This window comes from Patiriisocius marinus, from assembly GCF_008974325.1.
Lineage (GTDB): Bacteria > Bacteroidota > Bacteroidia > Flavobacteriales > Flavobacteriaceae > Patiriisocius > Patiriisocius marinus.
In genome coordinates this window covers 1-18,737 of sequence record NZ_BKCG01000011.1, presented here as the reverse complement: position 1 = coordinate 18,737, position 18,737 = coordinate 1, and the positions used below count along the sequence as shown (strand labels likewise).

The 18,737-nt window shown below is 33.1% G+C and carries 15 protein-coding genes; 13 read left to right on the top strand and 2 right to left on the bottom strand.

What is annotated here, in order from left to right; all coding sequences use genetic code 11:
• Both GBH57_RS14735 and dapF read right to left on the bottom strand, forming a co-directional pair.
• A complete protein-coding gene (locus GBH57_RS14735) occupies window positions 1–537 on the bottom strand; it encodes a GNAT family N-acetyltransferase (RefSeq protein WP_151675266.1) in 537 nt (178 codons plus the stop codon).
• Complete coding sequence (dapF, locus tag GBH57_RS14730) at window positions 537–1,313, bottom strand: diaminopimelate epimerase (protein WP_151675325.1); 777 nt, start codon at window positions 1,311–1,313, stop codon at window positions 537–539. Before dapF ends, GBH57_RS14735 begins: the two co-directional genes overlap by 1 nt.
• A 273-nt stretch (window positions 1,314–1,586) precedes the next feature.
• Here dapF and GBH57_RS14725 point away from each other — a divergent pair, with 273 nt between their 5' ends.
• The 13 genes from GBH57_RS14725 (at window position 1,587) to GBH57_RS14665 (ending at window position 18,388) form a co-directional block, all read left to right on the top strand.
• Window positions 1,587–2,987, top strand: coding sequence for a S1C family serine protease (locus GBH57_RS14725; RefSeq protein ID WP_151675265.1), 1,401 nt, complete (start codon window positions 1,587–1,589; stop codon window positions 2,985–2,987).
• 242 nt (window positions 2,988–3,229) lie between these two features.
• Window positions 3,230–4,678 carry a glyceraldehyde-3-phosphate dehydrogenase gene (locus tag GBH57_RS14720; RefSeq protein ID WP_151675264.1) on the top strand — a complete coding sequence of 483 codons (1,449 nt, stop codon included), beginning with the start codon at window positions 3,230–3,232 and terminating at the stop codon, window positions 4,676–4,678.
• A 168-nt stretch (window positions 4,679–4,846) separates the two neighbouring features.
• Window positions 4,847–6,070: an AsmA family protein gene (locus tag GBH57_RS14715; RefSeq protein ID WP_151675263.1), complete on the top strand. Its 1,224-nt coding sequence runs from the start codon at window positions 4,847–4,849 to the stop codon at window positions 6,068–6,070.
• Between the two features lie 93 nt (window positions 6,071–6,163).
• Window positions 6,164–6,616, top strand: a complete 453-nt coding sequence (locus tag GBH57_RS14710; protein WP_151675262.1) for a GNAT family N-acetyltransferase — start codon at window positions 6,164–6,166, stop codon at window positions 6,614–6,616.
• 116 nt (window positions 6,617–6,732) lie between these two features.
• Window positions 6,733–8,100, top strand: coding sequence for a DEAD/DEAH box helicase (locus GBH57_RS14705; RefSeq protein WP_151675261.1), 1,368 nt, complete (start codon window positions 6,733–6,735; stop codon window positions 8,098–8,100).
• 116 nt (window positions 8,101–8,216) lie between these two features.
• Entirely contained in the window at window positions 8,217–8,894 is a 678-nt protein-coding gene (gene trmD / locus GBH57_RS14700) for a tRNA (guanosine(37)-N1)-methyltransferase TrmD (protein ID WP_151675260.1), read from the top strand.
• Between the two features lie 33 nt (window positions 8,895–8,927).
• A complete protein-coding gene (locus GBH57_RS14695; RefSeq protein WP_151675259.1) occupies window positions 8,928–10,727 on the top strand; it encodes a DUF885 domain-containing protein in 1,800 nt (599 codons plus the stop codon).
• A gap of 138 nt (window positions 10,728–10,865) precedes the next feature.
• The gene (gene rplS / locus GBH57_RS14690; RefSeq protein ID WP_151675258.1) at window positions 10,866–11,216 is read left to right on the top strand and encodes a 50S ribosomal protein L19; all 351 of its coding nucleotides are present in this window, start codon (window positions 10,866–10,868) and stop codon (window positions 11,214–11,216) included.
• A 676-nt stretch (window positions 11,217–11,892) separates the two neighbouring features.
• Entirely contained in the window at window positions 11,893–14,118 is a 2,226-nt protein-coding gene (locus tag GBH57_RS14685; RefSeq protein WP_151675257.1) for an NADP-dependent isocitrate dehydrogenase, read from the top strand.
• A gap of 107 nt (window positions 14,119–14,225) precedes the next feature.
• Complete coding sequence (locus tag GBH57_RS14680; protein ID WP_151675256.1) at window positions 14,226–16,541, top strand: TonB-dependent receptor; 2,316 nt, start codon at window positions 14,226–14,228, stop codon at window positions 16,539–16,541.
• A gap of 3 nt (window positions 16,542–16,544) precedes the next feature.
• Window positions 16,545–17,345 (top strand): DUF4249 domain-containing protein, encoded by an 801-nt coding sequence (locus tag GBH57_RS14675; RefSeq protein WP_151675255.1) that lies wholly within the window; start codon window positions 16,545–16,547, stop codon window positions 17,343–17,345.
• A gap of 10 nt (window positions 17,346–17,355) precedes the next feature.
• Window positions 17,356–18,171 carry an N-acetylmuramic acid 6-phosphate etherase gene (gene murQ / locus GBH57_RS14670; protein WP_151675254.1) on the top strand — a complete coding sequence of 272 codons (816 nt, stop codon included), beginning with the start codon at window positions 17,356–17,358 and terminating at the stop codon, window positions 18,169–18,171.
• A complete protein-coding gene (locus tag GBH57_RS14665) occupies window positions 18,164–18,388 on the top strand; it encodes a DUF6095 family protein (RefSeq protein WP_151675253.1) in 225 nt (74 codons plus the stop codon). The genes murQ and GBH57_RS14665 overlap by 8 nt, the downstream gene beginning before the upstream one ends.
• Window positions 18,389–18,737 lie beyond the last annotated feature (349 nt).

Here is an 18,737-nt window from a genome sequence, read left to right as displayed (position 1 = left end):
TTATAACCCCTTTACATTTGGGTTAAAAAATTGATATAATATTTCATCTTTATAGGTTCCTTTAATGAAAACCCAATCTTTTTTAACTCCTGCTTTTTTGTATCCTACTTTTTCAAATAATCGAATACTAGCAGCATTGTCTTCTGTAATATTTGCGAACAATTGGTGTACTTGTAAATGTTCGAAAGCATATCGTCCTACTAACTTAAGACTCTCTGCTCCATACCCTTTAGCCCTTTCAGCCTTATTAAAAATAACAAGCCCAACTCCTACTCTATGGTGTTGAGGATTGTATTCGAATAAATCGATACAACCTACTGTGTATTGGTTTTCTACAGTTTCAATGATTAAGCGTAATTGTTTCACTTCGTATATATCACGGTGCGCGTTTTCTAGGTATTGTTCTAATACAAATTTAGAAAATGGTGTTACCGTACTACTTACTTCCCAAACATCAGTATCATTCTCCATAGCATACAAAAATTCTAAATCTGTATCCTCTAATGCTCTTAATTGTATGTGTTCTCCTTGTAACATTAAATAATTATTTCACCCTTAAATACCTGTAAAGCGGGCCCTTGCAATACTACATTTTTATAAAAACCATCCATTTTTGTAAATGAAACTTTTAGGACTCCTCCTAAAGTTTGTAAAGTAACTGTAGCTTCATTTGTCAATTCCAGTTCTGTCATAGCAATTGCAACTGCTGTTACACCCGTTCCACAAGACAAGGTTTCATCCTCAACTCCACGCTCGTAAGTTCGAACCTTAAATTCATTTTCTGAAATTTGCTCCACAAAATTTACGTTAGCACCATCAGCACCATATATTTCATTTCGGATATTTCTTCCTGTATCAAAAACATTAAAAACATCGATATTCTTAACCATTTGTATGTGATGAGGAGATCCAGTATTCAAAAAAACGCCTTTCTCTGCTTTTTTAACTTCGGAAACGTTAATCATCCCAAGAGCAACCTCATCATTAATAATATGTGCCGTATGTAATCCATCTACAGCGTTAAATGTCGTTTTGTCAGAAATAACATTTAAAAATTTCGCAAACTGAACAATGCATCTACCTCCATTTCCGCACATAGTACTTTCCTTGCCATCTGCATTAAAATAGACCATTTTAAAATCTACATCAGCATCTTCTTCTATCAAAATCATCCCATCACCTCCAACTCCCAAACGTCTGTCACATAAATGTGCAATAAGTTTGGTATCGTTTTTGGGGAATATATTTTGACGATTATCTACTAAAACAAAATCGTTTCCTGTACCCTGATATTTGTAAAATGGCAATTTCATAGTAGCAAAGATACTAAAAGCCATTCCACGTTAGATTCTATTCTAATTGTTAATTAAGGGTTAAAATGTGAAATTATTTGGAAGAGCTGTCGTCTTATTTAAAAGCATAGAGGTTTTTTGGTTTTACAACTTTAGTCTAATGCGCTATTACAAGCTTCAAATCAAGAGAATTTCCGAAGTGCTTTTACAATTCAAAACATAAATAATACGTTTAACTTAAAAGGCTATCCTTTGTATGATTAAAATTTACTTGAACAATTAAAATTTATCAAGATGAATCAAACACTTAAACTTTTCACTGTTGCCCTTGCAGCTGGGGCGGTAACCTTAGGAGGTTACAAATTATTAGACACTAAAAACGACGTAGGTGTAACAAGTATTCCTGTGTCAACCAATACTGTTAATTACACGCCTACCAATTTTTCTTCGGATACACCTACAACTTCAATTGACTTTACTGTTGCTGCGGAGAAAACGGTGAACTCTGTAGTGCACGTTATTAACAAAACAGTAAGTAGGCAGCCAACCAATATGATGGAATACATTTATGGTGGTGGACAACCAAAAGCGCAAGTAGGTACCGGAAGTGGCGTAATTATCACTCCTGATGGTTATATAATTACAAATAATCACGTTATTGATAATGCGACACAACTTGAGGTAACACTTAACAATAACGCCACTTATAAGGCAACATTAGTTGGTACTGACCCTAAAACTGATATTGCTTTAATTAAAATTGATGCTGAAGAACCTTTACCTTTTGTACCTTTTAGTGATTCAAATAATACAAAGGTTGGTGAATGGGTATTAGCAGTTGGAAACCCTTTTAGGTTAACCTCAACAGTAACCGCTGGTATTGTTAGTGCAAAAGCTAGAGATTTAGATGAGTTTGATGGTAATCCACAATCATTTATTCAAACTGATGCCGCAGTAAATAGAGGAAATAGCGGTGGCGCTTTAGTGAATACTCGTGGAGAACTTATAGGCATTAATACCGCAATCACATCTGAAACAGGAAGTTATGTAGGTTACGCTTTTGCAGTTCCATCTAACATCGCTAGAAAAGTAGTTGAAGACATTATGGAGTTTGGAAATGTACAACGTGCCGTTTTAGGAATTAGTGGTGGAAACCTAAACACTCAAAGTGCTAAACAATGGGGAGTTAGTGAAACCGAAGGAGTTTACGTAGGTTCTGTGGAAGAAGGAAGTGGCGCTGCATCTAGCGGAATAAGAAAAGGAGATATTATTAAAGAACTTGACGGATATCAAGTAGGGAAATTCTCAGACCTTTCTGGTTACTTAGGAGCTAAGAGACCTAACGATGTTGTTAAAGTAACTGTACTTAGAGATGGTGATGAAAAGGTAATTCCTGTCACTTTGATAAAACTAGAAACATACGAGATTAAAGATATAGGAGTTGAAGTTAGAAAAGCTAACTCAGCAGATCTTCAAAAATATGGTCTTAAAAACGGTGTCGAAATAATAAAAGCTCTCACTAAGGAAGTTGCAAGATATGGTATTGAAGGTAATATTATTATTGCAATTGATGACATTAAAGTTAATGATGTTGACGAAGTGAAAGACATTATGACTAGTCGCAAAAGACAAGACCCAATTAAAATGACTTTTGTAAATAAACAAGGAGAAACTCACTCTTATATTTTTAGATAGATTGTTCAAAATAAAATATTATTTCAACACGGAAGGAAGCGTAAATAATTCCCGTTGAATAGAAAACCCTTCAACAAAACATTGAAGGGTTTTTACTTTTAAAAACATTCCTTCCTACTTATCTTTAATTACATGATAAACAACTTATTAATATTTAAGTTCAAACCCTAAAAATTGACTATTTTTGCGAAAAATTTACAACATAACTTGCGAGTAAAATCGTAACCTAAAACCCTAAAACTATGAGTTTTGATGACGTTTATGAAAAAGAACTGTCTTTTCAAACTGACCGCCGGAAAGCGACTGTCGAATTTATCAACATAATAAGTGATTTATGGTATGATAAATCTATTGAATTAGTTCTTTTCCGCAACCAACTTATTGACCGTAACGTAAGTGAAATATTAAACCTTCACGAATACGCAGGTGAGTTTGTACAAAAAGCTATCTCAATCTTTGACTCAGTTGAAATTGCACAGGCAATTAAAACACTAGACCTTCCACCAGCAAAACTGGATATAGGTAAATTAACATACGAATACCATCTTGAAGAAAATGCTGATAAAAATGCAATGGCATTTGTAGCAGAAAAATTGAAAGATGCAAAAGACAAATCTTCGATTGAACCTAAAGACGTAGTACTTTACGGTTTTGGTAGAATTGGTCGTTTGTTAGCTCGTGAGTTGATGACACGTACTGGACAAGGAAGTCAAATGAGATTACGTGCCATTGTAACAAGAGGAGCTATTGATCAAACTGTTCTTGAAAAACGTGCTTCATTATTACAATACGATTCCGTTCACGGAGATTTTCCAGGAACAGTTCGTGTAGATCTTGAAAACAAAGCATTAATTATCAATGGAACAACAGTGCACATTATATCTGCAAATGGTCCAGAAGATATAGATTATACTGACTACGGTATTAATAACGCCTTAATAATTGACAACACTGGAGCTTTTAGAGATAAAGAAGCTTTAAGCCGTCACTTAACACCTAACGGAGCTTCTAAAGTATTATTAACTGCTCCAGGAAAAGGAGTGCCTAATATAGTTCACGGTGTAAACCATAAAGAGCACAACCCAGACGAAATTGATATTTTCTCTGCAGCATCTTGTACAACTAACGCAATTACTCCAGTGCTTAAAGCAATTGAAGATACATTTGGCGTAGTACATGGTCACTTAGAAACTATCCACGCATATACTAATGACCAAAACTTGGTTGATAATATGCATAAAAAATATCGCCGTGGTCGTGCAGCAGCATTGAATATGGTAATTACTGAAACTGGTGCTGGAACTGCCGTATCTAAAGCACTACCATCATTTGAAGGTAAATTAACTTCTAATGCAATTAGAGTTCCTGTTCCTAACGGATCACTTGCTATTTTGAAATTAGAGCTTGAAACTCCTACCTCAGTAGATGGTTTAAATGCTACAATGAAAAAATATGCTCTTGAAGGAAACCTTGTAGAGCAAATTAAATACTCAATTAACAACGAGCTTGTTTCAAGCGATATCGTAGGTTCTTCAGCGCCATCTATCTATGACAGTAACGCAACTATCGTTACTAAAGACGGTAAAAACATTGTAATATATGTATGGTATGATAATGAATATGGCTACAGCCATCAAGTTATTAGACTAGCTAAATACATTTCTAAAGTTAGAAGATTTACCTACTACTAGTAGCCACCTTTCTTCGGAAATTTTAATAAATAAAACCCTGCTAATTTAAATTTAGCAGGGTTTTTTATGTTATATCATTTCAGAAATATCATACAACCACAGTTTTAGCTATCTCTTAACGCACTATTTAAATACAATTAATAAACTTTGTTAACCTTAAAAACTTATATGACAATTAAAAAAAAACGCAAAGCATATAAAAAGAAACGATATACCTTCCCTATTATACTTTTAGTACTACTAATAGCGGCAAGAATATATCTACCTTATTATGTGAAAAACTATGTAAACAAAGTTCTTGCAGATATCCCAGGATATTATGGACAAGTTGATAACATCGGTATTTCATTATGGCGCGGAGCTTATCAAATTAATGGTATGTATTTAAATAAAATAGATGCAAACACACAAGTTCCATTTTTAAATTTCCCTGAAAACGATATTTCAGTAGAATGGAAATCTTTATTTAAAGGAGAAATAGTTGCCGAAATTGAAATGAATCGCCCTGAAGTTATATATGTTTTTGAAGACCAACAATCTACTCCTGAGGAAGGAATGGCAAATGTTGATGACTGGACAAAAGCTTTAACCGATTTAGTTCCTTTAGAAATAAACCACTTTGAAGCACACAATGGTAAACTATCATTTGTACAACTTAGTGCTGAACCTAATATTGATTTGTCCATTGAGCAATTAGAACTCACGATGGAAAACCTTCGCAATGTTGTAGAAAAAAACCGAGTACTTCCATCTCCAGTAAAAGCAACTGGAGTATCCTTTGGTGGTGGAAATGTATTACTTGAAGGAAATATGAATATTATCAAAGAAGTTCCAGATATGGACCTTGCTTTTTCTCTTCAAAAATCTAATGCAAGTGCGCTAAATGACCTTACTAGCTATTACTCTGGATTAGATTTTGAAAATGGAACATTTGAAATGTATAGTGAAATAGCGATTGCAGATGGTTACCTTAAGGGGTATGTAAAACCATTACTAAGAGACACAAAACTTATAGGTCCAGAAGATGGTTTTTTGGAAACACTCTGGGAAGGATTTATTGGCTTTTTTAAATTTGTGCTAAAAAACCAATCTACTGATACTGTAGCAACACTCGTACCTATTGAAGGAGATTTAAATGGTGTAGAAGCTGGAGTTTGGCCAACAGTTGGCAACATTTTTAAAAATGCTTGGATTAAAGCTTTTAAAGGTGAAACTAATAATTCAATAGAATATAAAGATGCGTTTAAAGACAATGACAGTCTAACGAATAAAGAAAAAAGACAATTGAAAAGAGAAGAACGAAAAGCTGAACGAGAAAAAGATTCGGCTGGATTTTTTAAAAGATTATTTGATGGAGACAACACTGAAGATGATGACCAGTTATCAAACTAATATCCTGTAGATTGCGTCAATTTCTGAAATTTTAATTAGTTGTATTAAGTGACGTAAATGTTGTAGCTTGTACTTACCAAAAGTCACTTTATTATGGAAACACGCCAAGCAAACAAATTTGATCTTCAGCAATTAGCAAAACTCTTTAATCAATATCGAATTTTTTATAAGCAAGAAAGTGACATTGATGGCGCCGTTAATTTTATATCAGAACGATTAAGGTTAAATGATTCTTACATTATAATTGCCCTAAACGATTCAAACGCTGTAACAGGCTTCACACAATTATACCCAAGTTATTCTTCGGTATCTATGCAACGTACGTATATACTTAATGATTTATTTGTTGACGAAAATTTCAGAAAAAAAGGTGTTGGAGAAATTTTGCTCAATGCTGCAAAACAATTTGCAAATACACAGAACTCAAAAGGACTAACATTAGAAACTGATTGTAACAATCCTGCACAACATTTGTATGAGCGTTTAAAATGGAAAAAAGACACCACAGTACTACATTATACGTGGATGCCTGAATATGAGGATTAAACAATTAATCGTTTATAAAAACAGTTTAAATATAAGCTACCTATAATTTATCTAAGGCTAAATAATAAAACATTCGCCATCCCCATTAAAACAGTACCTTTGCAAAAATTTTTACAATGGATTCTTTTCAAGATTTTAAGCTTAGCAAACAATTGCATTATGCAATTGAAGACTTGGGCTTTACAACACCTACAGAAATACAAGCACAATCTTTTTCTCCAGTTATGTCTGGGAAAGATTTAGTAGGAATTGCACAAACAGGTACAGGAAAAACTTTTGCTTATATGCTTCCGCTAATTAATGGCTTGAAGTTCTCTAAGCAAATTGACCCACGTATTCTAGTAATTGTTCCTACACGTGAACTTGTTATACAGGTAGTTGATGAGATTGAAAAATTTGGTAAATACAGCTCTATAAGAGTTAAAGGTGTGTATGGTGGTGTTAACATCAACCAGCATAAAGCATTAGTAATGGAAGGTGCTGATATTATTGTCGCAACTCCAGGTCGTTTATACGATTTGCTTTTAAGCAGAGCATTAAAACCTAAACACATTAAAAAATTAGTCATTGATGAGGTAGATATTATGCTTGATCTAGGTTTTAGATTTCAGCTTACAAATATTCTCGAATTACTCCCTGCTCAACGCCAAAACATAATGTTTTCAGCAACAATGACTGATGATGTTGAGGAATTTATTACAGCCTTTTTTAAAGCACCAACTACAATTTCAGTTGCAGTTAGCGGTACCCCATTAGATAACATTACACAATACGCTTACAACTTACCTAACTTTCACACTAAAATCAATCTATTAAAAGACCTTTTAGTTGATACCGAAACATATACTAAAACATTAATATTTGTTCCCAATAAGAAATCGGCTGATTTAGTTTACGAATTACTTTATGATTTCTTTACAAGTGAAGTAGCAGTAATTCACTCTAACAAAACACAGAATTATCGTATTCGTTCTATCGAAGACTTTAATGACAATAAAACAAGAATACTTGTAACTACAGACATCATGGCTCGTGGATTAGACCTTGAAAACATTAGTCATGTTATTAATGTTGACACCCCTCGTTTTCCTGAAAACTATATGCACCGTATAGGAAGAACAGGTCGTGCTGAAGCTCAAGGTACTTCTATCCTATTTAGCACTCCAGCCGAGCAGGGTTTCAAAGAAAATATTGAAACACTAATGGATCATACTATTGAGCTATTAGAAACACCTGAAACTTTAGAGATTTCTAAACTACTTACTTGGGAAGAGCAACCTAAAATAATTGAGCGCGATAACCCACATACCATTGTTGAGGAAGAAAAAGGCGAAAGTTTTCACGAAAAAAGTGAGAAAAATAGTAAGACGAATCAAGGTGGAAGTTATAAACGCATAATTAAGCAGAAATATAAAAAGGCAAGAACTAGAGGTGATAAAACCTACAATAAGTTAAATAAAAACAAAGGAAAAAAACCTTTTTAGCATTTGAATATTAATTCGAAATATTAAGAATTCAGTTACATTCAATTTTTTCTTACGAACTCTGTAAACTTTAAAGAAAAGCTTACACTATTTTTTTGACCCTAATACTTACTTAAATGCGTATAGATATCATCACCGTTTTACCCGAACTTTTAAAAAGTCCATTTGAAGCATCAATTCTGAAACGTGCAATTGACAAAGGACTCGTCGAAGTCCATTTTCATAACCTTCGTGATTTTTCATTAAACAATTATAATAAAATTGACGATTACCAATTTGGTGGTGGTGCAGGAATGGTAATGATGATTGAACCTATTGATAAATGCATTAGTAGCTTAACATCACAAAGAGATTATGACGAGATTATATATATGACACCTGATGGAGAAACTTTAAATCAAGGTATTGCAAATCAAGTTTCACTTCAGGAAAACATTATCATCTTATGTGGTCATTATAAAGGAGTAGATCAACGCGTTCGTGATCAATTTATAACTAGAGAAATTTCTGTAGGAGATTATGTATTAAGCGGCGGTGAACTAGGTGCAGCAATATTATGCGATAGTGTAATTAGATTAATACCTGGTGTTTTAGGTGATGAAACCAGCGCTTTGACAGATAGTTTCCAAGACGACTTACTTGCTCCACCAATCTATACAAGACCAGCAGATTATAAAGGATGGAAAGTTCCAGAAATTCTATTGAGCGGTCATAACAAGAATATTGAAAAATGGCGCGAAGAAGAAGCATACAAAAACACTAAAAATAGACGCCCAGACTTACTAGAGGATTAATACAATTATTTTCATTTTAAAACACATTGCAATATGAGAAAACCGATCGTTCGTATTATACTAATTGTTATAGCCATACTAGCAATTTCATGCAAAGATAAAACTCAGCACATTTCAGAAGAAAAAACCGTTTCGGTAAATTCTGATTTTGAATCTATGTTGAAAAATTATTATGAAGATGGCTTAAAATTGAACCCAGTAAATGCTACAATGTCTGGAGACAATAGATTTAACGATCAATTTCCAAATCCTCTTTCCTCAGGACATATTGCTTTAATGAAAGCATACTATACTGAATACAAAGAAAAAGTAGCTAGCTATGATCGCAGTATACTTACAGATGCTCAAAAAATGAGCCTTGATATACTAACATGGGAGTGCGATATAAACTTAGATCACTTAAGTTTTAAAAATTTCGAATATTTTCCTATTGACCAAATGTGGAGCATCAATTTAACTTTTGGACAACTCGCAAGTGGCGCAGGAGCTCAACCATTTGAAACGGTTGAAGATTACACAAACTGGTTAGCTCGTGTAGATGGATACCTAGAATGGCTAAAAAATGCTGAAATAAACATGCGCAAAGGAGCAGCTGAAGGTTACGTGTTACCTAAATCTTTGATTAAAAAAGTAATTCCGCAGTTAAAAGAAATGACAGTTTCAGATATTAATGAGCACCTATTTTACGCTCCTATTAAAGCATTGCCTGATAATTTTAGTGATGAAGACAAAAAGATGCTGGCGGACAATTATAAGTCAATGATTGAGGAAAACATCATCCCAACGTATAAAAGTTTATATGAGTACATGGCAGGTGATTATCTAAAAGCTGGTAGAATAAGTACAGGTATTTCTGAAATACCAAATGGTGATAACTACTACAAACATCAAATAAAATTGTATACTACAACATCAATGACAGCAGATGAAATTCACGAATTAGGACTTAAAGAAGTTGCTCGTATTTTATCTGAAATGGAAAAAGTGAAAACTGAAATAGGCTTTAAAGGAAATCTTAAAGACTTTTTTAATGATGTACGAAGCAATCCAAAGTTGATGCCTTTTAAAACACCTGCTGAGGTAATTGCTAATTTTAATGCAATTCACGAAACAATGAAACCACAACTTGAAAAACTTTTTGACAAGAAACCAAAAACACCTTTTGAAGTTAGGCAAACAGAAGCTTTTCGAGAAAAATCAGCAAGCGCAGAATACAATCCAGGATCACTAGACGGAACACGTCCAGGTATATTCTATACACCAATTCCTGATGCAACTAAATATAATGTATATAGTGACGAGTCATTATTTTTACACGAAGCTATTCCTGGACACCATTATCAAATTTCATTAACACAAGAAAACACAGAATTATCTGATTTCAGAAAAACCCTATGGTATAGTGGATACGGTGAAGGCTGGGCTTTATATAGTGAATCGTTAGGAAAGGAATTAGGACTTTACACAGACCCATATCAATATTTTGGGATGTTAGGTGCCGAAATGCATCGTGCCATTAGACTGGTTGTAGATACTGGTATGCACGCTAAAGGATGGAGTAGAGAAAAAGCAATCCAATATTCATTAGATAATGAAGCAGAATCTGAAGCAGGTATTATTAGTGAAATTGAAAGATATATGGCTAACCCAGGCCAGGCATTGAGTTATAAAATAGGCCAATTAAAAATTCAAGAATTACGAAAAAAAGCGAAATCATCATTAGGTGAAAGCTTTGATATACGACAGTTTCACAATCAAGTTCTAGAAACTGGATGTGTCCCTCTAGCACTATTAGAGGCCAAAATTGACACATGGATACAGAACAACAAGTAAACCAACTAATTAGATTATTAAAAATAACTACAATTAGATTGTCACATTATAAAATTTAGTTATTTTTGCAGCCACTTAATTCAACCTCTGGCGAGAAACGTGTAAGTTGTTTTATTTTAACTATTATAAAAATTAATTATGGAAGAGTTAGTAAAATTTGTTCAAAACGAATTTGTAACGAAAAAAGACTTTCCTGAATTTTCAGCTGGTGATACAATTACTGTATTCTATGAAATTCGTGAAGGTGAAAAAACAAGAACACAGTTTTTTAGAGGTGTTGTAATTCAAGTTAAAGGAACTGGATTATTAAAAACATTTACAATTAGAAAAATGTCTGGAACAGTAGGTGTAGAACGTATCTTCCCTGTTAATATGCCAGCTTTACAGAAAATTGAAGTGAACAAGAAAGGTCAAGTACGTAGAAAACGTATTTACTACTTTAGAGAACTTACAGGTAAGAAAGCAAGAATCAAGGAAAGAAGATTCTAAAATTTCAAACTTTAGCATATTTAAAAGCGATTTGTATAATATACAAATCGCTTTTTTTATGAACTATTGTTAATAACCTATGTTTATAAGTAGTTAACAACTAGACTGTTAAACATAGCAATACTTTGATTTAATTATTTATATTTGATTAAGCTTATTGATTATTTATCATCTCTAAGTTACTAGAACGTTCTTACATATATCTTTTTAAACTATTGAGGACCTTGTTCAACAACAAGATAGATAGTAATTAAAAAGGAGTGTTTCATTTTTTTGAAAACCATCGAATGGCGAAAGCCTTTGGTTTTATTAAGTGTTATACGACCCGCAAGATATTCTACGATAACAGCACTGTAATAGTGACGTATTTTAGATTTATTTAAATCAATCGGTAAAAGATTATTTTGCATAAAGCCATACTACTATTGAATATAGTTTTATGGCTTTTTTTGATTTAGAAGAAATTACATATTAACTACATATATCAAATAAGATATTTCTCATCGTTAAATTGCGAAATCTGCAAAATACTCTTCCTTTTTTGCTGACTCAATAATATTTCGGCTTAAAAAAAACAGATTCTCAATAAACCATTTTGTAGATATATTAACGTTCCCTCACTTTTAAAAACCTTGTTTAATCCGTATATTTACTAAAATTTTAAAGACCGAAAAACATGACAAAAACTGCAAAAATCATATACACTAAAACGGATGAAGCACCATTTTTAGCGACACATTCCTTACTGCCAATATTAAAGGCATATACAAAACCTTCAGGTATAGAGGTTGAAACAAGGGATATATCATTAGCCGCTAGAATCCTCGCTAATTTCCCATCTTACTTAAAGGAAGATCAACGTGTAAATGATGCACTTGCAGAACTTGGCGAGCTAGCTAAAAGTCCAGATGCTAATATAATTAAGTTACCTAACATCAGTGCTTCAGTACCGCAATTAATTGCAGCTATTGAAGAACTACAAGCAAAAGGATTTGCTATTCCTGATTATCCAGAGGAGCCAAAAACTGAAGCTGAAAAACAAGCTTTAGCAACATACAATAAAATTAAAGGTAGTGCAGTTAACCCTGTATTAAGAGAAGGAAATAGTGATAGACGTGCACCAAAAGCCGTTAAAAACTATGCTAAGAAAAACCCACACCGTATGGGAGCTTGGTCTGCAGATTCTAAAACGCACGTAGCGACAATGGAGTCTGGAGATTTTATGCATAACGAGAAATCTGTTACTATTAAGAAAGCTGGTAGTGTTAAGGTAGAACTTAAAACTAAAACTGGGTCAACAGTGTTAAAGCAATCAATACCTGTGTTAGATGGGGAAATTATTGATGCTACTATTATGGAGAAAAAAGCATTAATGACATTTCTAAAAAAAGAAATTGATGATGCTAAATCTCAAGGACTATTGTTTTCATTGCACATGAAAGCAACTATGATGAAAGTAAGTGACCCTATTATTTTTGGACATGCTGTTGAAACATATTTTGCAGAATTGTTCGACACTTACGCTAGCGAATTTGAACAAATAGGAGTTGATGTTCGTAATGGCTTTGGAGATCTTTTAGGTAAACTAGATGAACTTCCAGAAGCTAAAGCTACTGAGATAAAATCTGCTATTGATAAAATTATGGACGAGAAGGCTGATATTGCTATGGTAAATAGCGATAAAGGTATTACAAACCTTCACGTACCTAGTGATGTAATTATTGACGCATCTATGCCTGCGATGATTAGAACATCAGGGCAAATGTGGAATGCTGAAGGTAAACAACAAGATACTAAAGCTGTAATACCTGATAGTAGTTATGCAGCTGTATTTCAAGCAACAATAGATTTCTGCAAAAAAAATGGAGCTTTTGACCCTACAACGATGGGTACTGTCTCTAACGTTGGATTGATGGCTCAGAAAGCTGAAGAATACGGATCTCACGATAAAACATTTGAAATAGCTGAAGCAGGTACTGTTCAAGTAATTGATGAAGAAGGAACAGTTTTAATGGAACACAACGTTTCCAAAGGAGACATCTGGAGAATGTGTCAAGTTAAGGATTTACCTATTCAAGATTGGGTTAAGCTAGCTGTTACTCGTGGAAATGCTACAGGATGGCCAGTTATTTTTTGGTTAGACGAAGAAAGAGCTCACGATGCTGAGTTGATTAAAAAAGTAAATACTTATTTAGCAGATTACGACACTAGCAAATTAGATATTCATATTCTATCTCCTGAAAAAGCTACTCAATATACTTTAGAAAGAGTTAAAAAGGGTGAAAACACCATTTCAGTTACAGGTAACGTATTACGTGATTACCTTACTGACCTCTTCCCTATTTTAGAATTAGGAACTTCTGCTAAAATGTTATCTATCGTACCGTTAATGAATGGCGGTGGATTATTTGAAACAGGAGCTGGTGGATCTGCACCTAAACACGTTCAGCAATTTGAACAAGAAGGACATTTACGTTGGGATTCTTTAGGAGAGTTTTTAGCAATTGCTGTATCATTAGAACATTTAGGTTCTAAATATGACAACAAAAAAGCTATCATTCTTTCTGAAACTTTAGATGATGCAACAGAAAAGTTATTAGAAAATAAACAAGGTCCTTCTCGTAAAGTTAATGAACTTGATAACCGTGGTAGTCACTTTTACCTTGCACTACATTGGGCTGAGGCATTAGCAAAACAAACAACTGATGGCGCTTTACAAAAACGCTTTAAAATGGTGTATGATAAACTTAACTTCAATAAGCAGCTTATTTTAGACGAATTACTCGATGCGCAAGGCAATGCTGTTGACATTGGAGGCTATTACGAGCCAACTGAAGAACTAGTAAACAAACAGATGCGACCTAGTAGTACATTCAATTCTATTTTATCGGAAATAAAATAGTCTTTAAAACGTTAAGCCTTTAGTATTACAACTAAAGGCTTTTTAATTTTATACAACTACTCTTGAAAAAACTACTTCTTTTAACTGTGCTATTCATAACAATCACAATGAGCGCACAAAAAGATTTCACTCTAAGTGGAACAGTCACAGAAAGTGACAACGGAGAAACAATGATAGGAGTTAATATACTTATACCATCACTCCAAACAGGTGCAGTTACTAATGGCTATGGGTTTTATTCTATAAAACTTCCCGAAGGTACACACGAAATTATCTATACAAGTCTGGGTTTTGAAGACTACACCGAGACAATCACTCTAAACGGAAATGTGACTAAAAATATTGGTTTAGCTGTAAGCACACAATCTTTAGACGAAGTAATTATTGAAACCGATGTCGAAAAAAGAAGTATTAAAACTCCCCAAATGAGTGCCAATACTCTAAAAGCTAGTACTATAAAAAAAATACCAGTAGTACTTGGTGAGGCAGATTTAATTAAAGCAATAGCATTGCTTCCAGGTGTTACTACAGCTGGGGAAGGTGCAAGTGGATTTAATGTTCGTGGTGGAGCTGCAGATCAAAATTTAATATTACTTGATGAAGCTACCCTTTACAATTCATCTCACCTTTTTGGTTTCTTTTCTGTTTTTAATCCTGATGCCATAAAAGACATCACACTATACAAAGGAGGAATACCTGCAAGATATGGAGGTAGAGTATCATCAGTTTTAGATATTTATCAGAAAGATGGTAATAAACAGGATTTTCATGCAACTGGTGGAATAGGATTAATTGCGAGTAGATTATTACTTGAAGGACCTATTGTAAAAGAAAAAGCATCTTTTTTAGTTGGGGGAAGAAGCAGTTACGCACATCTATTTTTACCTTTATTTGATAATGATAACGTTGCTTATTTTTATGACCTTAACGCAAAATTAAGTTACGATTTAAATGACAATAACAAATTATATCTTTCTGGGTACTTTGGCCGTGATGTATTTAATATTAGTGATTTATTCTCTAATAGCTTCGGAAATACTACGGTAAATTTAAGATGGAATCATTTATATAACGAAAGTCTATTCAGTAATCTATCAGTTATTTTTTCTGATTATTATTATGGCTTAGAATTAAAGTTTGTAGAATTTCAGTTTGACTCAGGAGTTCAAAATTTTAACCTGAAATATGATTTTACAAATTATATTTCTAATAAATTTAAAATGCGCTATGGGCTTAATAGTATTTACTACAAATTTAATGCAGGTGAGGTTACACCTACTACTGAAACAAGCGGTGTAAACCCATTTAAACTAACTGAAAAATTTGCTCTAGAAAACGCGCTATACGTTGAAGGAGAATTAGAAGTTTCCAAAAAAATAAATATCCAAGCTGGTTTAAGATATTCAACGTTCAATCGTTTAGGGCAAACTGAAATTAATGTTTATGAAAATGACAACCCAATACTATATAACCAACCATTAGATATTTATCAGAAGGCAACACCAATTGATACTATCTCAGCAAGTCAAGGAACAACATTAAAAAGTTTTGGCTATTTAGAGCCTAGATTAGCGTTAGCATATCAATTGAATGATGAATCTTCATTAAAAGCCAGTTATAATAGAACAACTCAGTATATTCATTTAATTAGTAACACTACATCTCCCACACCATTTGATATATATGCACCTAGCGGACAATTTATAGAACCACAAATAGGCGATCAAGTTGCAGTAGGATATTTCAGAAATTTTGAAAACTTCTCTTTTGACGTAGAAACATATTATAAGAAAATTCAAAATCGCTTGGATTACGTTGACGATGCAGATTTAATTGCTAACAATGCAATTGAGCAAGTTTTATTAAGTGGAGATGCAAGAGCTTACGGTTTAGAATTTTTAGTCAGAAAAACTACAGGAAAATTACAAGGGTGGGTTTCTTATACATTAGCTAAATCAGAACAACGCACACCAGGACGAACAGCAATTGAAACTGGAATAAATAATGGCGAATGGTATAATACTGCTTGGGATAGATTACACGATTTTTCAGCAACAGCACAATATGAGTTAAATAGTAAATGGTCTTTTGGTGCTAATTTCATATACCAATCTGGACAACCTACTACTTATCCAACAGGACAATACGAATATCAAGGTGTAACAGTTCCTGTATACGAACCTAGAAATAGCAGCCGCTTATCTCAATTTCATCATTTAGATGTTTCAGCGACTTGGTCACCTAAAACCGAAGTTGAAAGAAGATGGAAAGGCGAATGGGTGTTTAGCGTATATAATTTATACAATAGATCAAATGCTGCATCTGTATCATTTAGAGAAAATACAGATACAGGAATGAATGAAGCAGTTCGTTTATCAATATTTGGAATAGTACCTTCAATTACTTATAATTTTAAATTTTAATCTATGAAAAATATTTTATTAATTCTTTCATTGGTTTTCATATTCATTTCGTGTGAGGATGTCATAGAAGTAGACCTAGATACTAGTAACCCTAGACTAGTAATTGAAGCTTCTATAAATCTTTTAGAAAATGGAAGTACTGCATCTGTAGTTCATTTAACAAAAACGGCACCATTTTTTGACAATGAAATACCAATTGTAGATAATGCTATTGTAATAATAACAAGCGAAAATGGCGAAGAGTTTACTTTTAATCACATAGGCAATGGAGACTATCATACTGATTTTACACCAGACCCATCTCTTGAATATACACTAACAGTTATTGAAAGTGAACAAACATATACTGCTACTGAACAATTAAATACAGTAAGTTCAATTCAAAATATTGAACAAAATGAAGATGGAGGTTTTAACGGCGATGAAATAGAAATAAGGTTTTCATTTTTAGACCCTCCAGGTATTGAAAATTTTTACTATGTAGAAGGCTTATCTATTAGAGGAAATAACCGAGACGCATTTGACGATGAGTTCTTTGATGGTAATGAAGTACCTGGATTCTATTTTGTTGAAGACCTAACAGAAGGAGATGTTATCACACTTAATCTTTTTGGAGTTGATGAACAATTTTATAACTTTATGTTTGTCCTCTTACAACAAGGAAGTGAAGACAGTGGAGGACCTTTCGAAACACAACCAGCAACAATAAAAGGAAATATTATAAATCAAACTAATCCCGATAACTACCCATTAGGATATTTTCGAATTTCAGAGCTATCAACTGTTACATACACGATTCAATAAGCTATACAATATGAGTTTTATTAAAACGACAGAACAATCTTCTAAACACGATAATCTTGAAAATAAAAGCATTTCAGAAATATTATTAGAAATTAATAATGAAGATAAAACGGTACCATTCGCAATAGAAAAAGCATTACCACAAATTAATAATTTAACCACAAAAGCTTCGGAAATAATAAACAACGGAGGTAGGTTATTTTATATGGGAGCTGGTACTAGCGGTAGATTAGGAATTGTAGATGCTAGTGAATGTCCTCCTACATTTGGAGTCCCTGATAATGTTGTTATCGGAATTATTGCGGGAGGAGACTCTGCGATACGTAATGCAGTAGAGTTTGCAGAAGACAACACAAAACAAGGTTGGGAAGATTTGAAAAAACATCAAATAGGTATCAATGACTTTGTAATAGGAATAGCTGCATCAGGAACAACTCCTTACGTAATTGGAGCATTAAATAAATGTAACACTTTAGGTATTAATACTGGTTGTATTACTTGTAATGTAGGCAGCCCTTTGGCAAATTCTGCAAAATACCCAATTGAGGTTGTTGTAGGACCTGAATACGTTACAGGAAGTTCAAGAATGAAAGCAGGTACAGCACAAAAATTAGTCCTTAATATGATATCAACTACTGTAATGATTCAACTTGGAAGAATCAAAGGAAATAAAATGGTAGATATGCAACTAAGTAATAACAAGCTGGTCGAAAGAGGTACTAAAATGATTGCAGAAGCTTTAAACGTTTCAATTGATGAAGCTAGTGCACTATTAAATAAATATAAAAATGTTAGAGTAGCAATAGAAAACTACAATCATGGGTAAAGAACACACAGATTTAAATTTATTAGGAAAAGGATTAAAATTCTTAGCTGGAGCATTGCCTCTATTATTTCTTAGTCCTTATTTAATTACACTTTCAGCGCTAAATAAAGGCCATTGGAGCTTTTATATGTTTATAGTATTAGGAATAACAATAGGTATATTAGCAGTTTTCTTAATTTACAAAGGGCTTAAAACAATTATGAAATCTATCTTCTAATAAACAAATTAAATTTAATAAAGGGGTAAATACCCCCTAGAAAAAGGGCGAATACCCCATTTTAATTTTTAATATAATATTGATATTTGTGTATATTAATCATGTATTATAAATTGGGGAGTTTATAGATTAATTATAAGAGAGCTATCAATATTTGATAGCTCTTTTTCGTTGTGCTAATATTACGTAATAATAAACTTGTATTATAGTACTAAGTAGTCATGATGTATTTGTATCGTTTTACTGTTCCTCATTTGTTGAGATAGAAACAGGTAGAGTAGGATTTCTTGAGTTTACTGCAAAAAAAAAGACTTGATTCAAATAAATGAATCAAGTCTTAAAGAAGGCG